Origin of the sequence: Pseudomonas sp. NPDC088322, assembly GCF_044740745.1 — a bacterium.
In the GTDB taxonomy this organism is placed as follows: Bacteria; Pseudomonadota; Gammaproteobacteria; order Pseudomonadales; family Pseudomonadaceae; genus Aquipseudomonas; species Aquipseudomonas shirazensis.
This window is the reverse complement of the sequence record NZ_JBIURK010000009.1, coordinates 61,378-76,621: the sequence shown is the minus strand read 5'-3', so window position 1 is coordinate 76,621 and position 15,244 is coordinate 61,378. Positions and strand designations below refer to the sequence as shown.

Below are 15,244 nucleotides of genomic sequence, written 5' to 3'. Positions count from 1 at the left end.
GCGCACTGATGGGTTGCCGTAAATCAGCTCTGTCGTTTTTTGTCGTAGTCTTTTACCGGATAAACACACCCATCATCTTCAAATAGGCTGCGATACCCGCTAGTCTCGCAACAACCTGCTGTGCTGATGTCTCCCTCATAACGAGCCGGCCATGACTGATCTGTCCCGTACGCATGGATACACCAGCCAGGCCCTTGGCCTGCTGGACGGGCGTTTTTTCCGGCCACCGTTGCCCGATGGCCACGTGCCCCGTGGGCGCTTGTGCCAGCGTCTGCATGCGGGGCTGTCTGGCAGGCTGTTGCTGATCAACGCGCCAGCCGGCTTCGGCAAAAGCTCACTGGCGATCGAGTTCTGCGAGTCCCTGCCTGATCACTGGCGCAGCCTGTGGCTGGGGTTGAGCCAAAGGGATGCCGACCCTGGGCGCTTCCTCGAGCGCCTGCTGGAAGGTTTGCAGCAGTACTGCCCGGCCTTGGGCGGGCAGGCCATGGGGCTGTTGAAGATGCGCCAGCGTCATCAGCCGTTCGCCTTCGAAGAGTGGCTCGACGGCCTGCTCGACGAGCTGGCGCTGTACCTGCAAAGCGATAGCCCGATCCTGCTGGTGCTTGACGACTACCATCTGGCGCAGGGGGCCGTGCTCGACCGGTGTTTGCAGTTCTTCCTCAATCATCTGCCAAACGGCCTGGTGCTGATGATTACCAGCCGCCAGCGCCCCGATTGGCACCTGGCCCGTCTGCGCCTGTCGCGCCAACTCAGCGAACTCAACGAGCAGGACCTGCGCCTTACTGCCGACGAAGCGCTGGCGGTGCTCGGCCGACAGCCCACCGGCTTGCGCGGGCAGGCACTGGACAACCTGATCCAGCGCAGCGATGGCTGGGTAGCGGGGCTGCGCTTCTGGCAGCTGGCAGCCAGCGAGTCGGGCGACGAACATGCCTTGCCGCAGGCATTGCATGGCGGCGAAGGGCTGATCCGTGACTATCTGCTTGAAGAAGTGATCGATATCCTGCCGGCCGACGTGCAGGCGTTTTTGTACGAAACCGCCTGCCAGGAGCGCTTCTGCGCCGAGCTGTGCGACGCCCTGCGCGCACGTCAGGACAGCGCCGGCATCCTGCGCTACCTGCAAGCGCATCAGGTGTTTCTGGTGCCGCTGGATGAACACGGCCATTGGTATCGCTACCATCATCTGTTCTCTGATTTGCTGCGCAGCCGCCAGCACAGCGCGCCGCTGGCTGATCTGCACCTGCGCGCCTGCCGCTGGTTTCAGGCCCAGGGCCTGCTTGACGAAGCGGTCGAGCAGGCCCTGCGCGCCGGTCATCTGGATGTGGCGGCGGACCTGGTGCAGAGCCTGTCCGAGGAGCAACTGCTGGCCGAGCAGAACGTCGGCATGCTCCTGCGCTGGAAGATGGACCTGCCCGACAGCCTGTTGATCAGCACGCCACGGCTGATCGTGCTGTACAGCTGGGCGTTGGGCCTGGCCTGCCAGTTGGACGCTGCCGAAGAACTGGCGGCGCACCTCAGCCGGTTTTTGCCGGCGCCCTCGGCCACCGCCCAGCGCTCGATGCTGGCGCAGTGGCTGGCGCTCAGTGGCGTGATCGCTCGCGGCCGCGGCGACCGTGAACGCACCCTGAGTTATTGCAGCGAAGCGCTGCAGAGCCTGCCCAACAAGCGCTACGGCCAACGTCTGGTGTGCCTGTCGACGCTGTCCAACATGGCCATTGCCGACGCCGACTTCTGGCGCGCGCGTGGCTGGAACCGCGAAGCGCTGGAGTTGGCCCAGCGGGTCGGCAACCCGTTGTTCGAGGCACTCGCCCATTACGATCGGGCGCGGGTGCTGCACGCCCGTGGTGAAATCCGCCGGGCGCTGGATGAAGTCCGTCAGGGCTTGTTGCGCCTGCAGGATCTGTCAGCGCAGCGGCTGTACGCGGTGCGCGCCAGGCTGACCTTGTACGAGGGCCATCTGCTCGCGGCGCACCTGCAACCGGCCCAGGGCCGCGCGCGCTTGCGCGCGGGCCTCAGTGAGGCCCGCGCCTGTCGCGATATCAGCGTGCTGATCGGGCACTGCGTGATTGCCTCGCTGGATGGCCGCGAAGGGCAGTATGCCGAAGCCTTCGCCGAACTGGCCGAAGCCGAGCGCTTGATGCATATCTGGGACGTACCGCCAATCTTCTACCTGGCGATGATCACCCTGGTGAAGTGCGAGCTGTGGCTGGCCCAGGGCCGAACCGACCTGGCCGAATCATGGCTGCTGCGGCTCGCTCAGACCTATGGCGGCGAGCAGCCCGCTGCGGCGCCGGAGTTTCACCCATTACTGCCATTGCACATCGAGCTGCAACAGGCGCTGCTGGAGCGCGTCCAGGGCCGTTCCGCGCAGGCTGTCGCGCGCCTGCAGAGGCTGGTCGAGCGCGGCCAGGCCAGTGGCGGTCAGTTGCTGGCGGCCAGCGCCTTGTGCCAGCTGATTGCCCTGCATCTGGCCGAGGGCCGCGAGCAGTCCGCTGCCAGCCTGTTGCCGCAAGCGCTACTGGCCGCCCAGGGTGGCGCCTTGCAAGCGTATCAACGGTTGCTGGATGAACAGCCGCTGTGGCTGCGCGAGCAGCTGTCGACGCGCCCCGCCAGCAGCGTCCAGCTCGACCTGCTGGCGCGCCTGCCGCAGCCGCAGGTGGTTGCCAGTGGCACCGGCGAAGCCCTGAGCGGGCGGGAGTTGGCGGTGCTTGAGTTGATCGCCCAAGGCTGCTCGAACCAGCAGATCAGTGAGCGCCTGTTCATCTCGCTGCACACCGTCAAGACCCACGCCAGCCACATCAACAGCAAGCTTGGCGTGGAGCGCCGCACCCAGGCGGTAGCCAAGGCCAAGGCGCTAGGCCTGCTGCCCTGAGCCTGCGCCACGGCCTGCGAATTCGCCCTCAGCTTTCTCTACCTGCTGCCGATAAACAGGTCGGCGACACGCATCGCCTCGGGTCATTTTCCATCCTCTGCCATGACAGGTCGTGTTGATGCTGCAGTACGGGCAAAAAAGCTTTCTGATCGTCGACGACTTCACCGACTTTCGCACCTCGGCCCGCTCCATGCTCCGCGAGCTGGGCGCGCGCGATGTGGACACCGCTGACAGCGGCGAACAGGCGCTGCGCATGTGCGCGCAGAAACGCTATGACTTCATCCTGCAGGACTTTCACCTGGGCGATGGCAAGAAGAACGGTCAGCAGGTACTCGAGGACCTGATCCTCGACAAGTTGATCAGCCACGAGTGCGGGTTCCTCATGGTCACCGCCGAGAGCAGTCAGGCCATCGTTCTCAGCACCCTCGAGCACGAGCCGGATGCCTACCTGACCAAGCCGTTCAACCGTGTCGGTCTGGCCCAGCGCCTGGAAAAACTGCTGCAGCGCAAAACCCTGCTCAAGCCGATTCTGCAGGCACTTGATCGCGGTCGTCCGGCCGAAGTGATGGCCGCCTGTGCTGCCCTGTGCAAGCAGGACCCGCGCTTTGCCCCGCTGTGCCTGCGCTACCGCGCCGATGCCCTGCGCGATCTCGGCCGCTTCGAAGAGCTGGAGAAGTTTCTCTCGTCGATCCTCGCCAGCAGGCCGCAGCCGTGGGTCTACTCGATGCTCGGCAGCGTGCTGCACAAGCGCGGCCAGAACGATCAGGCCAAGGGCGTGTACGAGCAGGCGCTGAAAGCCTTCCCGATCATGCCGGGGCTGTATGACGGCATGGCCGATGTGCTGGTCGCCCAGGGCGATAACAAGCGTGCCCAGCACATGCTCGAGGAGGCCGTGCGCCTGTCGCCACTGGCGGTACGCCGGCAGGCCGCGCTGGGCAAGCTGGCGATGGGCAACGACGATTTCGAAAGCGCGTCCAAGGCCTTCCGTCATGCTGTCAGCCAGGGCCAGAGCTCGCGCTACAAGGACGCCGAAACCAACCTTGGCCTGGCTCAGGCGCTGATGAGCAAGAACGCAGGTTTTGGCCTCGACGCACGCACCCGGGTCGAGATCAACACCGTGCTCAGTGAGGTAGCCAAGGAGAACGGCGAGGACCAGGGCCTGCAAGTGCGTGCCCGGTTGATGAAGGCGGCCAGCCTGCAACAAGCCGGCGACCCTGAAACCGCCGCCAAGTTGACCGAGCAGGCCATGCAGCGGCTGGACAACATGGACCAGTTCTTCTCGGTCGACGCCGCCCTGACCGTGGCCAAGCAGCTCCAGCAACTGGGCCAGGAGGCAGCCGGCACCAGCATCCTCAAGGGTTGCGTGGAAACCTACGGCGATGACCCCAAGGTCATGCAGAGCGTCGCCAAGATGACCGACGACCCAACGGTGCTGGGCGCCGTGACCGAAGCGGTCGATCTCAACCGCCAAGGGGTACGCTGCTATCAGACCGGCCAGCTCGACGAGGCCTTGGGCATGTTCCGCCGAGCGCTGTCGCTACAGCCAAAAAATATCAGTATCGCCTTGAACACGGCTCAGGCCCTGTTGCGTATCGCCGGTGAGTCGCCTTCGCCCGAATACATGCTGGAGTGTCGCAGCTGCCTGCAAAGCGTGGCCGGCATCCCCGCCAGCGACAGCCGCTACGAGCGTTATCGAAAACTGCATATGCGGGTGTTTGGCGCATGAACCAGGAAAACCCGGGGCTGGATTTCTCGACAGTGATCGCCTCCACTGTCCACGACATGAAAAACTCACTGTCAGCGTTGATCCAGGCGCATAACCAATGGCTGGCGCGGCTGCCCGAAGCGCAGCGGCAAGGCACCGAGCAGGGCGTCATTGAGCACGAATTCGGCCACCTCAACGGCATGCTGGTGCAGATGCTCGGGCTGTACAAGCTGGGCGTCAATCAGCTGCCGATCTGCCCTGGCTACCACGAGCTGGAAGATTTCATCGAGGCGCAGTTGGCGGCGCATCAGGAGATCCTCAAGCACCGCGATATCCTCGCCACCTGGCGTATCGAAAGCGCCAGCCCGCTGGGCTTCTTCGACCGCGAGCTGGTGGCTTCGGTGATCTCCAACGTGCTCACCAACGCCATTCGCTACGCCGGCCACGCCTTGCTGATCGGTATTGAAGAAGACGGCGAGCAGTTGATCATCAGCGTCAACGACGACGGCCCGGGTTATCCCGAGCGCATGCTCGAGCGGCAGCAGGATTACATTCAGGGCCTCGACGCCAGCACCGGCAGCACTGGCCTGGGCCTATACTTCGCGGCGCGGATTGCGGCCCTGCATGAGCGCAATGGCGTTACCGGCCGAATCGAAATCAGCAACGGTGGCGCCCTCGGTGGCGGTTTGTTCAGGCTCTATCTGCCTTGAGTCGAGGTATCATGCTCAGCATTCTTCAGCTGAGCACAACCCCCATGACCAGCGCCGCCCCAAGCCTTATCCGCGAAACCTTCCCGGTCGGGCCGTTGCAGTGTAACTGCACCCTGATCGGTGATCCGCTGAGCAAGAAAGCCATCGTCGTCGACCCGGGCGGTGATCCAGAGAAGATCGTCGCCCGCTTGCAGGCCCACGGCCTGACGCTGGTCAGCATCATCCACACCCATGCCCACCTTGATCACTTTCTCGCCTCTGGCCGGCTCAAGGAGCTGACCGGCGCGACCTTGCACCTGCACAAGGACGACCAGCCGCTGTGGGACAACCTGGAGATGCAGTGCCAGATGTTCGGCGTGCCGTATACCCCCGCACCACCACCGGATCGCTGGCTCGCCGATGAAGAGGAGCTGGCCTGCGGCTGTGGCGTCGCGCTGCACACGCCTGGGCATAGCCCGGGCTCGATGAGCTTCTGGTTTGCCGATGCCAAGCTGCTGATTGCCGGCGACACCTTGTTCCGCCGCGGGATTGGCCGCACCGATTTGTGGGGTGGCGACCAGCGCACTATCGTTCGTTCGATCAAGGACCGTTTATACCGGCTGGATGAAGACGCGGTGGTGGTGGCCGGGCATGGCCCAGATACGCGCCTGGGCGATGAGATGCGCGAGAATCCTTTCGTACGCGCTTGAATATTCATGGAATTATTCAGCCCAGCAATGATCCAAACCCAGCATGGGTCAACGTACGATCACTGCACACTTGAATTTCTGTAGGAGCTTTCCATGATGCGTCGTCTGATTATCGTCGCTACTGCCGCTGCCCTGATGGCAGGTTGTGCTGGCCAGAACCCTTATGACAACCAAGGCCAGGGTTCTGGCGGCATGAGCAAGACTGCCAAGTACGGCGGCCTGGGTGCTCTGGCCGGTGCTGTAGCCGGCGCTGCGATCGACCACAACAACCGCGGCAAGGGCGCGCTGATCGGCGCGGCTGCGGTAGGTGCTGCCGCTGCCGGTTACGGTTACTACGCCGACAAGCAGGAAGCTGCGCTGCGCGAGAGCATGGCCAACACCGGCGTCGAAGTGCAGCGTGAAGGTGACCAGATCAAGCTGATCATGCCAGGCAACATCACCTTTGCCACCGACTCGGCGAACATCTCGCCAAGCTTCTACACCCCGCTGAACAACCTGGCGGGCTCGTTCAAGCAGTTCAACCAGAACACCATTGAAGTGGTCGGGTTCACCGACAGCACCGGTAGCCGCCAGCACAACATGGACCTGTCGCAACGTCGCGCGCAGGCGGTCAGCACTTATCTGACCTCGCAGGGCGTGGATGCTTCGCGGGTGTCGGTACGTGGCCTTGGCCCGGATCAGCCGATTGCGAGCAACGCCGATGCCAACGGGCGTGCGCAGAATCGCCGGGTTGAAGTCAACCTGAAGCCGATTCCTGGGCAGCAGTATCAGCAGTAATCTGCGTTTGCGTTGAGATTTTTGGGGCCGCGTTGCGGCCCTTTCGCGACACAAGGCCGCTCCTACAAGGACCGCGCGCGTCTGTAGGAGCGGCCTTGTGTCGCGAAAGGGCTGCAAAGCAGCCCCAAGATCCACTCAAATATTCCTGCTGGCCTGAATCGCCGTCAGCGCAATGGTATGCACAATGTCATCCACCTGCGCCCCGCGCGGCAGGTCGTTCACAGGTTTACGCAAACCCTGCAGCATCGGCCCCAGGCTCACCCCGTCAGTGCTGCGCTGCACCGCCTTGTGGGTGGTATTGCCAGTATTCAGGTCAGGGAACACGAACACCGTCGCGCGCCCAGCCACCGGGCTTTGCGGTGCGAGTTGGCGGGCGATCTCCGGGTTGGCGGCAGCGTCATACTGCAACGGCCCATCGATCACCAGACGTTGTTCGGCCTGCTGCGCCAGACGCGTTGCCTCACGCACCTTGTCGACCTCCTCGTCACTGGCCGAATCACTCGAATAGCTGATCATCGCCACCCGCGGCGCAATGCCGAATGCCTCGGCTGACTGCGCGCTCTGCTGGGCGATCTCGGCCAGCTCGGCGGCGCTCGGGTGCGGGTTCATCACGCAGTCGCCGTACACCAGCACCTGTTCCGGAAACAGCATGAAGAACACCGACGACACCAGGCTGCTGCCCGGCGCGGTCTTGATCAGCTGCAGGGCCGGGCGAATGGTGTTGGCGGTCGAATGCACCAGGCCAGAGACCAAACCGTCGACTTCATCCAGCGCCAGCATCATGGTACCGATCACCACCGGGTCTTCCAGCTGCTGTTCGGCCATCGGCGCATTGAGGTTCTTGCTCTTGCGCAGATTGACCATCGGCTCGACGTAACGCCCACGGATCAAATCAGGGTCGAGAATTTCCAGATCCGGCGGCAGGGTAATGCCCTGCGCGCGGGCGACCGCCTGGACTTCTTCGGGCTTGGCCAGCAGCACGCAGCGGGCAATCCCACGCGCCTGGCAAATCGCGGCCGCTTGTACCAGCAGCGGCTCGGCGCCCTCGGGCAGGACGATACGCTTGTTGGCCTGCTGGGCGCGCTGGATCAGCTGATAGCGGAACACCGCCGGCGACAGGCGCAGTTCACGCGGCGTGCCGCAGCGCTGGTGCAGCCAGGCGGCATCGAGTTGGCCGGCGACAAAGTCGGTGATGAATTCGGCGCGCTCGCGGTCGTCGACCGGGATCTCGCGGTTGAGCGAGTTGAGCCGGTTGGCGGTGTCGTAGGAGCCGGTGCTCACCGACAGGATCGGCAGGCCGGCCTGCAGTGCGCCTCGACACAGTTCGAGAATGCGTGGGTCAGGCTTGCTGTCGCTGGTCAGCAACAGGCCCGCCAGCGGCACGCCGTTGATTGCCGCCAGACTTACGGCAAGGATGATGTCGTCGCGATCGCCAGGGGTCACCACCAGCGTGCCGGGCTTGAGCAGCGGCACTGTGTTGGCCACGGTGCGGGCGCAGATGATGATGGTGTTCATCCGCCGTTGCTCGTAGTCACCGGCGTTCACTACCTGAGCGCCGAGCAGATCGGCCACATCGCGGGTGCGTGGCGCGTTCAGCTCGGGTTGATAGGGGATGCAGCCGAGCAGGCGGAAGTCATTGCCGCGCAGCAGCGGCGAATGCTCACGCAGGCGGCTGGCGAACTCGCTCATGCTCTCTTCGGTGCGGACCTTGTTGAGGATCACCCCAAGTACCTTCGGATCACGCGGGCCGCCGAACAACTGCGCCTGCAGCTCGACACGGCCGGACAGTTCGCTGAGCACTTCGTTTTCCGGCGCCGACACCAGAATCACCTCGGCATCCAGGCTTTTCGCCAGATGCAGGTTGACCCGCGCCGCGTAGCTGGCATGCCGGGTCGGCACCATGCCCTCGACCACCACCACGTCCTTGCCGACGCATGCCTGTTGGTACAGGCGAATGATTTCTTCAAGCAGTTCGTCGAGCTGGCCGTCGCCGAGCATCCGCTCGACCTGGCCCAGGCTCAGCGGCGTCGGCGGCTTCAGGCCGTGGGTGCGCGCCATCAGCTCGGTCGAGCGCTCCGGGCCGGTGTCACCCGGATGGGGCTGGGCAATGGGCTTGAAGAAGCCGACCTTGAGGCCGCCGCGCTCGAGCGCGCGGACCAGGCCGAGGCTGATGGAGGTCAGGCCGACACCGAAGTCGGTCGGTGCGATGAAAAATGTCTGCATGCGTGCTTCTCGAAATAAGCGGTGCAAAGAACCAATCGCCAAGGGTATCGCTAATCGGCGCCTTGTGCGCACCATCCACACGCGAATGTCTGGCCGATGCGCTGTTCGCGCTCGGCGGCCTCGAGCACCCACGGGCGTGCTTGCCAGGGTGGTTGATGGCGCAGGTGCTGGGTATGCCCGCACGTCAGCTCGACCACCCAGTGGCCCTGTTCATCCTGATGAAAACCGCTGACCCGACTGACGGGGCGGGCATCGCCTGCAGTGCGTTCGCAATCGGGCGATGCGTTGGTTACACTTGTCCGCTCTACATTCTTTTGCAAAAGGTCTCGCCCCCATGCCGATCGCCGCCAACAAGGCCGTCTCCATCGACTATACCCTGACCAACGACGCCGGGGAGGTGATTGACAGCTCCTCTGGCGGCGCGCCGCTGGTTTACCTGCACGGTTCCGGCAACATCATCCCAGGCCTGGAAAAAGCCCTGGAAGGTAAAGACGTCGGCGAAGAACTGAACGTTACCATCGAGCCGGAAGACGCCTACGGCGAATACCTGGCCGAGCTGGTCAGCACTCTCAACCGCAGCATGTTCGAAGGTGTCGACGTGCTCGAAGTCGGCATGCAGTTCCACGCTTCGGCGCCGGACGGCCAGATGCAGATTGTCACCATCCGTGACCTGGACGGCGACGACGTAACTGTCGACGGCAACCACCCACTGGCCGGTCAGCGCCTGACCTTCCAAGTCAAGGTCGTTGCGGTCCGTGATGCCAGCGAAGAAGAAGTTGCCCATGGCCACGTCCATGGCGAAGGCGGCCATCAGCACTGATATCTGCGCTAAGCTCAGACAGTCGCCAGGCGCTCGGGCAAGCCGTACTTGCCCTCCATGGGAGGGTTGACGGTTGGCCCGCGCGCCTTTTTAGTGGGCGCCGTTTGCTCCAGCGACAATCAGAACGCAGGAAGGGGAGTCATCATGAGTGCATTTCACGAGCTGACGTTGCATGCGTTGGACGGCGAGGATCTACCCCTTGCGCCGTTCAAGGGCCAGGTGGTGCTGGTGGTCAATGTGGCCTCCAAGTGTGGCCTGACCCCGCAGTACGCCTCGCTTGAATCGCTGCACCAGCTGTACAAGGCCAAGGGCTTCAGCGTGCTCGGCTTGCCGTGCAACCAGTTCGCCGGCCAAGAGCCGGGCAGCGAGCGTGAAATTCAGGAATTCTGCAGCCTCAACTACGGGGTGAGTTTTCCGCTGAGCAGCAAGCTTGAAGTCAATGGTCCTCAGCGCCACTCGCTGTATCGGCTGCTGGCGGGCGAGGGGGCCGAGTATCCGGGCGATATCAGCTGGAATTTCGAAAAGTTTCTGGTGGGCAAGGACGGCCGCGTGCTGGCTCGCTTCGCCCCGCGTACTGCACCGGATGACCCTGCACTGGTGCAGGCGATCGAAAAAGCCTTGGCTTAACGGCGCTGTTGCGAGCGGCCGGGGCTGGCTAACCGGCCCAGCGCGGGCAATGGCAGCGGCGCTCTGGCGCTGGTTGCGTCGCAGGCCTGCTGCCAGGCATCGCACAAATACCCTTCGAACTGCTCGACGATGGCTGGCCAACCTTGGCGGCTGGCATGCTGTCGCGCATTCAGGCGAACCCGGCGCAGGGTTTCGCTTTCCTCCAGTAACCAGCACGCTGCATCGATGAACCCGATCTGATCCCCTGGCATCGCCACGGCCCCGCTGTGCCCATGACGCACGTGCTGAGCCGCTGCGGCTTGGTCATAAGCGACCACGGCCAGGCCTGAGGCCATGGCCTCGAGGACGACGTTGCCAAACGTCTCGGTCAGGCTTGGGAATAGGAACACATCGCCGCTGGCGTAGTGCTCGGCAAGGTGTTGACCACGCTGCGCGCCGCAGAAAACCGCGTCTGGCAGTTGCTGCTCAAGGCTGGCCCGCTGTGGGCCGTCGCCGACCATGATCAGGCGCAGGCGCCGTTGTGGATAACGCTGCTGGAGGGCTTGCAGGCACGGCTTGAGCAGGTTCAGGTTTTTTTCCGCAGCCAGCCGGCCGACATACATTATCGCCAGGTCTTGCTCGGCCAGGCCCCATGCTTCACGCAGCATCTGGCTGCGGCGGGCGGGATTGAACAGGCAGGCATCGACTCCGCGTGCGAGCAAGGCCAGTTGGGTAAAACCGCGTCGTTCGAGATCCACCCGTTGGCTGATGCTTGGCACCAGCGTTACCGCGCTGCGCCGGTGGAACCAGCGCAGGTAGTGGGTCAGCAGCCGGGCCAGCAGGCCAAGCCCGTACTGGCCTGCATACTGCGGGAAATTGGTGTGAAAGCCGCTGACCACGGCAATCTTCAAACGGCGTGCGGCGCGCAGCGCACTCAGCCCCAACGGGCCCTCGGTGGCGATATAGATCACATCTGGCCGCTGCCTGCGCCAGCGCCGCAGCAGCTTGTGCAGGGAAATACCGCCCCATTGCAGGTCGGGGTAACCCGGCAGCGGCCAGCCTTTGCACAGCAGCAGGTCAGCATCGTCAAGGCGCAGTGGATCGTGGGCCTGGCGCGGGCGCACCAGCTCAACGCTGTGGCCGCGCTCGCGCAGACCATCACTGAACCGGCCGAGGGTATTGGCCACGCCATTGACTTCAGGGGCAAATGTCTCACTGACAAAGGTGATGCGCAGGCTTGGAGTGTTCATGACAGAAGTTTCCGCCTGCCCGATTGCGTTCCCATGACCACTTTATGACCGGCAAGTGACGTCTGGTTGCGCAATGCCTAGTGCGCTGAATATTTCCCCGCAGGCCGCTCAAGAACGCCTATATATCTGCCGATGCAGATGGATTCGGATGGCCGGTGCGCTCCAGGAGTGCGGTAATGTTCAACAGCAAGCTCAAGAAAGAAAACCAGCAACTGCGCGAGGACTTGATGTCCATGGAGCAGGTCAAGGACAGCCTCGACAGCGAAATGCTGGTGCTGCAGCTCGACCCGCAGGGGCGCATCGAAACGGTCAATGCCAACTTTGAGCGTGAAATGTTCTATCGCGCTGACCAGTTGCTCGGCCGCAGCCTTGAAGAGATCGTTCCGGCGCACGTCAAGAAACTCGATTTCTATGAGCGCATGAAAGCCGCCATCAGCACCGGCGCCCACCTCAATGGCGCTTTCCGCCTACTGCGTGGCAATGGCGAAGAGGCGTGGCTGCGCTCGATACTGCAGCCGGTGCGCGATTTCGAGGGCCGCATCAAGTACTTCACGCTGCACTCCAGCGACCTGACCCGGACCATTGCTAGTTCGCGTGAGCACGAGAGCCTGATCAATGCACTGATGCGCTCAACGGCTGTCATCGAATTCAGCCTCGATGGCCATGTACTGACCGCCAACGAGCGCTTCCTGCAGACCATGGGCTATCGCCTGGAGCAGGTCAAAGGCAAGCATCACCGCCTGTTCTGCGAGCCTGAAGAAGCCAACTCAGCCGGTTACCAGGTGTTCTGGGAAAAGCTGCGCCGTGGCGAGTTTGTCGCTGACCGGTTCAAGCGGGTAGATGCCAATGGCCGCGTGGTGTGGCTGGAAGCGTCCTACAACCCAATCATCGACGCCCACGACGTGCTCTACAAAGTGGTCAAGTTCGCCACAGTGATTACCGACCAGGTCAACCAGGAGCAGGCTGTCGCCCAGGCAGCCGATATCGCCTACAGCACCTCGCTTGGTACCGATGCCAGCGCCTGCAAGGCCAATGATGTGGTGACTCAGACCGTCAGCGTGATGCGCGGCCTGGAAGCCTCGATGCAGCAGGCTGCCGAAGGTATTCAGGCGCTGGATACCCAGTCACGGGTGATTGGCTCGATTATCAAGACCATCAGCGATATCGCCGGGCAGACCAACCTGCTGGCGCTCAACGCCGCCATCGAAGCGGCCCGCGCCGGTGAGCAGGGTAGGGGCTTTGCCGTGGTCGCCGATGAAGTACGCCAGTTGGCTTCGCGCACCAGCACCGCCACCGAAGAGATCGCCCGGGTCGTGCAGCAGAACGAGCAGTTGGCGTTGGCCGCGGTGGCTATCATCGACACCAGCAAGCGCCAGGCCGAGCAGGGCCTGAGCCTGGCCGGCGAGACTGGCGCGGTGATAACCGAGATTCAGGATGGCGCCAAGCGCGTGGTCGAAGTGGTGGGGCAGTTTTCCAGCCAGTTGGGTTCTTGAGCCTTGCTCTGGGGCCGTGCACCGGCCCCAGAGCCGATCAGCTGCGCTCGCGCACCCAGAACAACGTGGCCCCGGCCACCGCTGCCGGCATCATTACGATGTTGACGAATGGGATCATCAGCGCCAGGTAGGTGATGCCGCCAAAGCCCATGCTCTGCCAGCGCTTCTGGCGCAGCCAGGCGAGCATGTCCTGCCAGCTCATCTTGTTGTTGTCGGCCGGATAGTCGATGTACTGGATGGCCATCATCCACACGCCGAAAATCAGCCACAGTGGTGCGGCAATGACGTTCACCACCGGGATGAACGAGAGAATGAACAACGCCAGTGCGCGCGGCAAGAAGTAGCCCAGCTTGCGCATTTCGCGGCTCAAGGTGCGCGGCACCATGGCGATCAGCTCGCCCCAGCTGAACGGCGGGAAGGTGTCCTGGCCGCGCACCACCACTTCGACCTTTTCTGCCAGAAAGCCGTTAAACGGCGCCGCGACAATGTTGGCCACAAGAGTGAAGGTGAAGAACACCATCAGCACCACCAGCGCCACGAACAGCGGCCAGATGATGTAGGTGAGAAAGCTCAGCCACTCCGGCAGAGTTGGCATCAGCGTGTCGACCCACAGGCTGAACTGATGCGCGGCCAGGTACACCAGACCACCGAACAGCAGCAGATTGATCGCCAGCGGCAGCAGCACGAACAGGCGCAGGCCGGGGGTCAGGATCAGCTTGAGGCCTTCACGCAGGTATTGCGGGCCGGATAGAACAGGGGCTTGCATGGAGACGCTCCGCAGAAGGTAAACGCGCTGACCTTACCGAGTTTGCTGGCATGACGGAAGCCGGCTGAGCAGCGCGCAACCGGCTGTAACAAAACCTCGCGGGACCTCTCTATCGATTTTGCTGGTGGATAGAGCGTGTCTATAAGGTGGATTGTCTGAGGATATTTCCTTAATCTCTGCGACCTCGCTACAGTGCGCTCAACTTTAAAGGTTTCGGACTTGCGCGTTATAGCCTTCCCCAAGTGCTGCGTAGGTCCATTTTATTTCCAGCCGCCGCCGGCGCTTTGCAGCCGAACCCGTGCGGCCCGCTCGACAGGAGTTCGACATGTCTGAAGTACGTCATTCGCGGGTGATCATTCTCGGTTCCGGCCCTGCCGGCTACAGCGCTGCGGTCTACGCTGCGCGTGCCAACCTCAAGCCGCTGTTGATTACCGGCATGCAGGCCGGTGGCCAGCTGACCACCACCACCGAAGTCGACAACTGGCCGGGCGACCCCCATGGCCTGACCGGCCCAGCGCTGATGCAGCGTATGCAAGAGCACGCCGAGCGCTTCGAGACCGAGATCGTCTTCGACCACATCAACGCGGTTGACCTGGCCAACAAGCCGTTCACCCTGCAGGGCGACAGCGGCACCTACACCTGCGACGCGCTGATCGTCGCCACCGGTGCCAGTGCGCGTTACCTGGGCCTGCCGTCGGAAGAAGCGTTCATGGGCAAGGGCGTGTCTGCCTGCGCAACCTGCGACGGCTTCTTCTACCGCAACAAGCCGGTAGCGGTCGTCGGCGGCGGCAACACTGCCGTTGAAGAGGCGCTGTACCTGGCCAACATCGCCAGCAAGGTGACCCTGGTGCATCGCCGCGAAACCTTCCGCGCCGAGAAGATCCTGGTCGACAAGCTCAACGCGCGGGTTGCCGAAGGCAAGATCGAGCTCAAGCTCAACGCCACCCTCGACGAAGTGCTGGGCGACAACATGGGCGTGACCGGTGCGCGTCTGAAAAACAACGACGGCAGCAGCGACGAGATCACCGTTGACGGCGTGTTCATCGCGATCGGTCACACCCCGAACACATCGCTGTTTGAAGGCCAGCTGACCTTGAAGGACGGCTACCTGGTAGTCAGCGGCAGCCGTGAAGGCAACGCCACTGCAACCAACGTCGAAGGTGTATTCGCCGCCGGCGACGTGGCCGACCACGTTTACCGTCAGGCGATCACCTCGGCGGGTGCTGGTTGCATGGCTGCACTGGACGTCGAGCGGTACCTGGACGGCCTGGCCAACGCTTCGTTCTAAGCCGCCAGCGTCAAAACGCGGGGCAATGGGCACGGTTCGCAACCGGCG

General features: G+C 63.2%; 12 protein-coding genes and 2 pseudogenes. 10 read left to right on the top strand and 4 right to left on the bottom strand.

The features are described from left to right. The first annotated feature begins 151 nt into the window (after window positions 1–151). From ACIOAU_RS21820 to ACIOAU_RS21800, 5 genes are all read left to right on the top strand, one after another. Window positions 152–2,869 (top strand): LuxR C-terminal-related transcriptional regulator, encoded by a 2,718-nt coding sequence (locus ACIOAU_RS21820; RefSeq protein ID WP_401184575.1) that lies wholly within the window; start codon window positions 152–154, stop codon window positions 2,867–2,869. A gap of 118 nt (window positions 2,870–2,987) precedes the next feature. Further along, window positions 2,988–4,595 carry a tetratricopeptide repeat-containing response regulator gene (locus ACIOAU_RS21815; RefSeq protein ID WP_101322940.1) on the top strand — a complete coding sequence of 536 codons (1,608 nt, stop codon included), beginning with the start codon at window positions 2,988–2,990 and terminating at the stop codon, window positions 4,593–4,595. After that, a complete protein-coding gene (locus ACIOAU_RS21810) occupies window positions 4,592–5,284 on the top strand; it encodes a sensor histidine kinase KdpD (protein WP_150573622.1) in 693 nt (230 codons plus the stop codon). Before ACIOAU_RS21815 ends, ACIOAU_RS21810 begins: the two co-directional genes overlap by 4 nt. Before the next feature lie 44 nt (window positions 5,285–5,328). Beyond that, on the top strand, window positions 5,329–5,973 hold the full coding sequence (locus ACIOAU_RS21805; RefSeq protein WP_101322941.1) for an MBL fold metallo-hydrolase: 645 nt from the start codon (window positions 5,329–5,331) through the stop codon (window positions 5,971–5,973). 93 nt (window positions 5,974–6,066) lie between these two features. Continuing rightward, window positions 6,067–6,750: an OmpA family protein gene (locus ACIOAU_RS21800; RefSeq protein ID WP_178080745.1), complete on the top strand. Its 684-nt coding sequence runs from the start codon at window positions 6,067–6,069 to the stop codon at window positions 6,748–6,750. 135 nt (window positions 6,751–6,885) lie between these two features. On the opposite strand, the gene pta is transcribed toward ACIOAU_RS21800, so the two are convergent. Beyond that, on the bottom strand, window positions 6,886–8,973 hold the full coding sequence (pta, locus tag ACIOAU_RS21795; RefSeq protein WP_101316566.1) for a phosphate acetyltransferase: 2,088 nt from the start codon (window positions 8,971–8,973) through the stop codon (window positions 6,886–6,888). A 50-nt stretch (window positions 8,974–9,023) separates the two neighbouring features. After that, a pseudogene (locus ACIOAU_RS21790) lies at window positions 9,024–9,339 on the bottom strand (DUF3565 domain-containing protein). On the opposite strand from ACIOAU_RS21790, the gene ACIOAU_RS21785 reads away from it, so the two are divergent. Both ACIOAU_RS21785 and ACIOAU_RS21780 read left to right on the top strand, forming a co-directional pair. Next, entirely contained in the window at window positions 9,308–9,793 is a 486-nt protein-coding gene (locus tag ACIOAU_RS21785) for a peptidylprolyl isomerase (protein WP_101316570.1), read from the top strand. The pseudogene ACIOAU_RS21790 and the gene ACIOAU_RS21785 overlap by 32 nt on opposite strands. Window positions 9,794–9,937: 144 nt before the next feature. Further along, window positions 9,938–10,420, top strand: coding sequence for a glutathione peroxidase (locus ACIOAU_RS21780; protein WP_101316572.1), 483 nt, complete (start codon window positions 9,938–9,940; stop codon window positions 10,418–10,420). Here ACIOAU_RS21780 and ACIOAU_RS21775 read toward each other — a convergent pair. Then, complete coding sequence (locus ACIOAU_RS21775) at window positions 10,417–11,649, bottom strand: glycosyltransferase family 4 protein (protein ID WP_401184569.1); 1,233 nt, start codon at window positions 11,647–11,649, stop codon at window positions 10,417–10,419. The genes ACIOAU_RS21780 and ACIOAU_RS21775 overlap by 4 nt on opposite strands. A 176-nt stretch (window positions 11,650–11,825) precedes the next feature. On the opposite strand from ACIOAU_RS21775, the pseudogene ACIOAU_RS21770 reads away from it, so the two are divergent. After that, window positions 11,826–12,602 (top strand): annotated as a pseudogene (locus tag ACIOAU_RS21770) (PAS domain-containing protein); the annotation flags it as partial. Window positions 12,603–12,710: 108 nt separating this feature from the next. Then, complete coding sequence (locus ACIOAU_RS21765; RefSeq protein ID WP_401184781.1) at window positions 12,711–13,142, top strand: methyl-accepting chemotaxis protein; 432 nt, start codon at window positions 12,711–12,713, stop codon at window positions 13,140–13,142. Between the two features lie 37 nt (window positions 13,143–13,179). Here the strand turns inward: ACIOAU_RS21765 and cysZ are convergent, their stop codons facing one another. Next, window positions 13,180–13,908: a sulfate transporter CysZ gene (cysZ, locus tag ACIOAU_RS21760; protein WP_101316579.1), complete on the bottom strand. Its 729-nt coding sequence runs from the start codon at window positions 13,906–13,908 to the stop codon at window positions 13,180–13,182. A gap of 325 nt (window positions 13,909–14,233) precedes the next feature. Between cysZ and trxB the strand changes: the two genes are divergently transcribed. Then, on the top strand, window positions 14,234–15,196 hold the full coding sequence (trxB, locus tag ACIOAU_RS21755) for a thioredoxin-disulfide reductase (RefSeq protein ID WP_101316581.1): 963 nt from the start codon (window positions 14,234–14,236) through the stop codon (window positions 15,194–15,196). The last annotated feature ends 48 nt before the right edge of the window (window positions 15,197–15,244 follow it).

Excerpts from the sequence above, each read along its gene's own strand:
- ACIOAU_RS21820 (WP_401184575.1), top strand. The coding sequence starts at position 152 with ATGACTGATCTGTCCCGTACGCATGGATACACCAGCCAGGCCCTTGGC.
- ACIOAU_RS21815 (WP_101322940.1), top strand. The coding sequence starts at position 2,988 with ATGCTGCAGTACGGGCAAAAAAGCTTTCTGATCGTCGACGACTTCACC.
- ACIOAU_RS21810 (WP_150573622.1), top strand. The coding sequence starts at position 4,592 with ATGAACCAGGAAAACCCGGGGCTGGATTTCTCGACAGTGATCGCCTCC.
- ACIOAU_RS21805 (WP_101322941.1), top strand. The coding sequence starts at position 5,329 with ATGACCAGCGCCGCCCCAAGCCTTATCCGCGAAACCTTCCCGGTCGGG.
- ACIOAU_RS21800 (WP_178080745.1), top strand. The coding sequence starts at position 6,067 with ATGATGCGTCGTCTGATTATCGTCGCTACTGCCGCTGCCCTGATGGCA.
- pta (WP_101316566.1), bottom strand. The coding sequence starts at position 8,973 with ATGCAGACATTTTTCATCGCACCGACCGACTTCGGTGTCGGCCTGACC.
- ACIOAU_RS21785 (WP_101316570.1), top strand. The coding sequence starts at position 9,308 with ATGCCGATCGCCGCCAACAAGGCCGTCTCCATCGACTATACCCTGACC.
- ACIOAU_RS21780 (WP_101316572.1), top strand. The coding sequence starts at position 9,938 with ATGAGTGCATTTCACGAGCTGACGTTGCATGCGTTGGACGGCGAGGAT.
- ACIOAU_RS21775 (WP_401184569.1), bottom strand. The coding sequence starts at position 11,649 with ATGAACACTCCAAGCCTGCGCATCACCTTTGTCAGTGAGACATTTGCC.
- ACIOAU_RS21765 (WP_401184781.1), top strand. The coding sequence starts at position 12,711 with ATGCGCGGCCTGGAAGCCTCGATGCAGCAGGCTGCCGAAGGTATTCAG.
- cysZ (WP_101316579.1), bottom strand. The coding sequence starts at position 13,908 with ATGCAAGCCCCTGTTCTATCCGGCCCGCAATACCTGCGTGAAGGCCTC.
- trxB (WP_101316581.1), top strand. The coding sequence starts at position 14,234 with ATGTCTGAAGTACGTCATTCGCGGGTGATCATTCTCGGTTCCGGCCCT.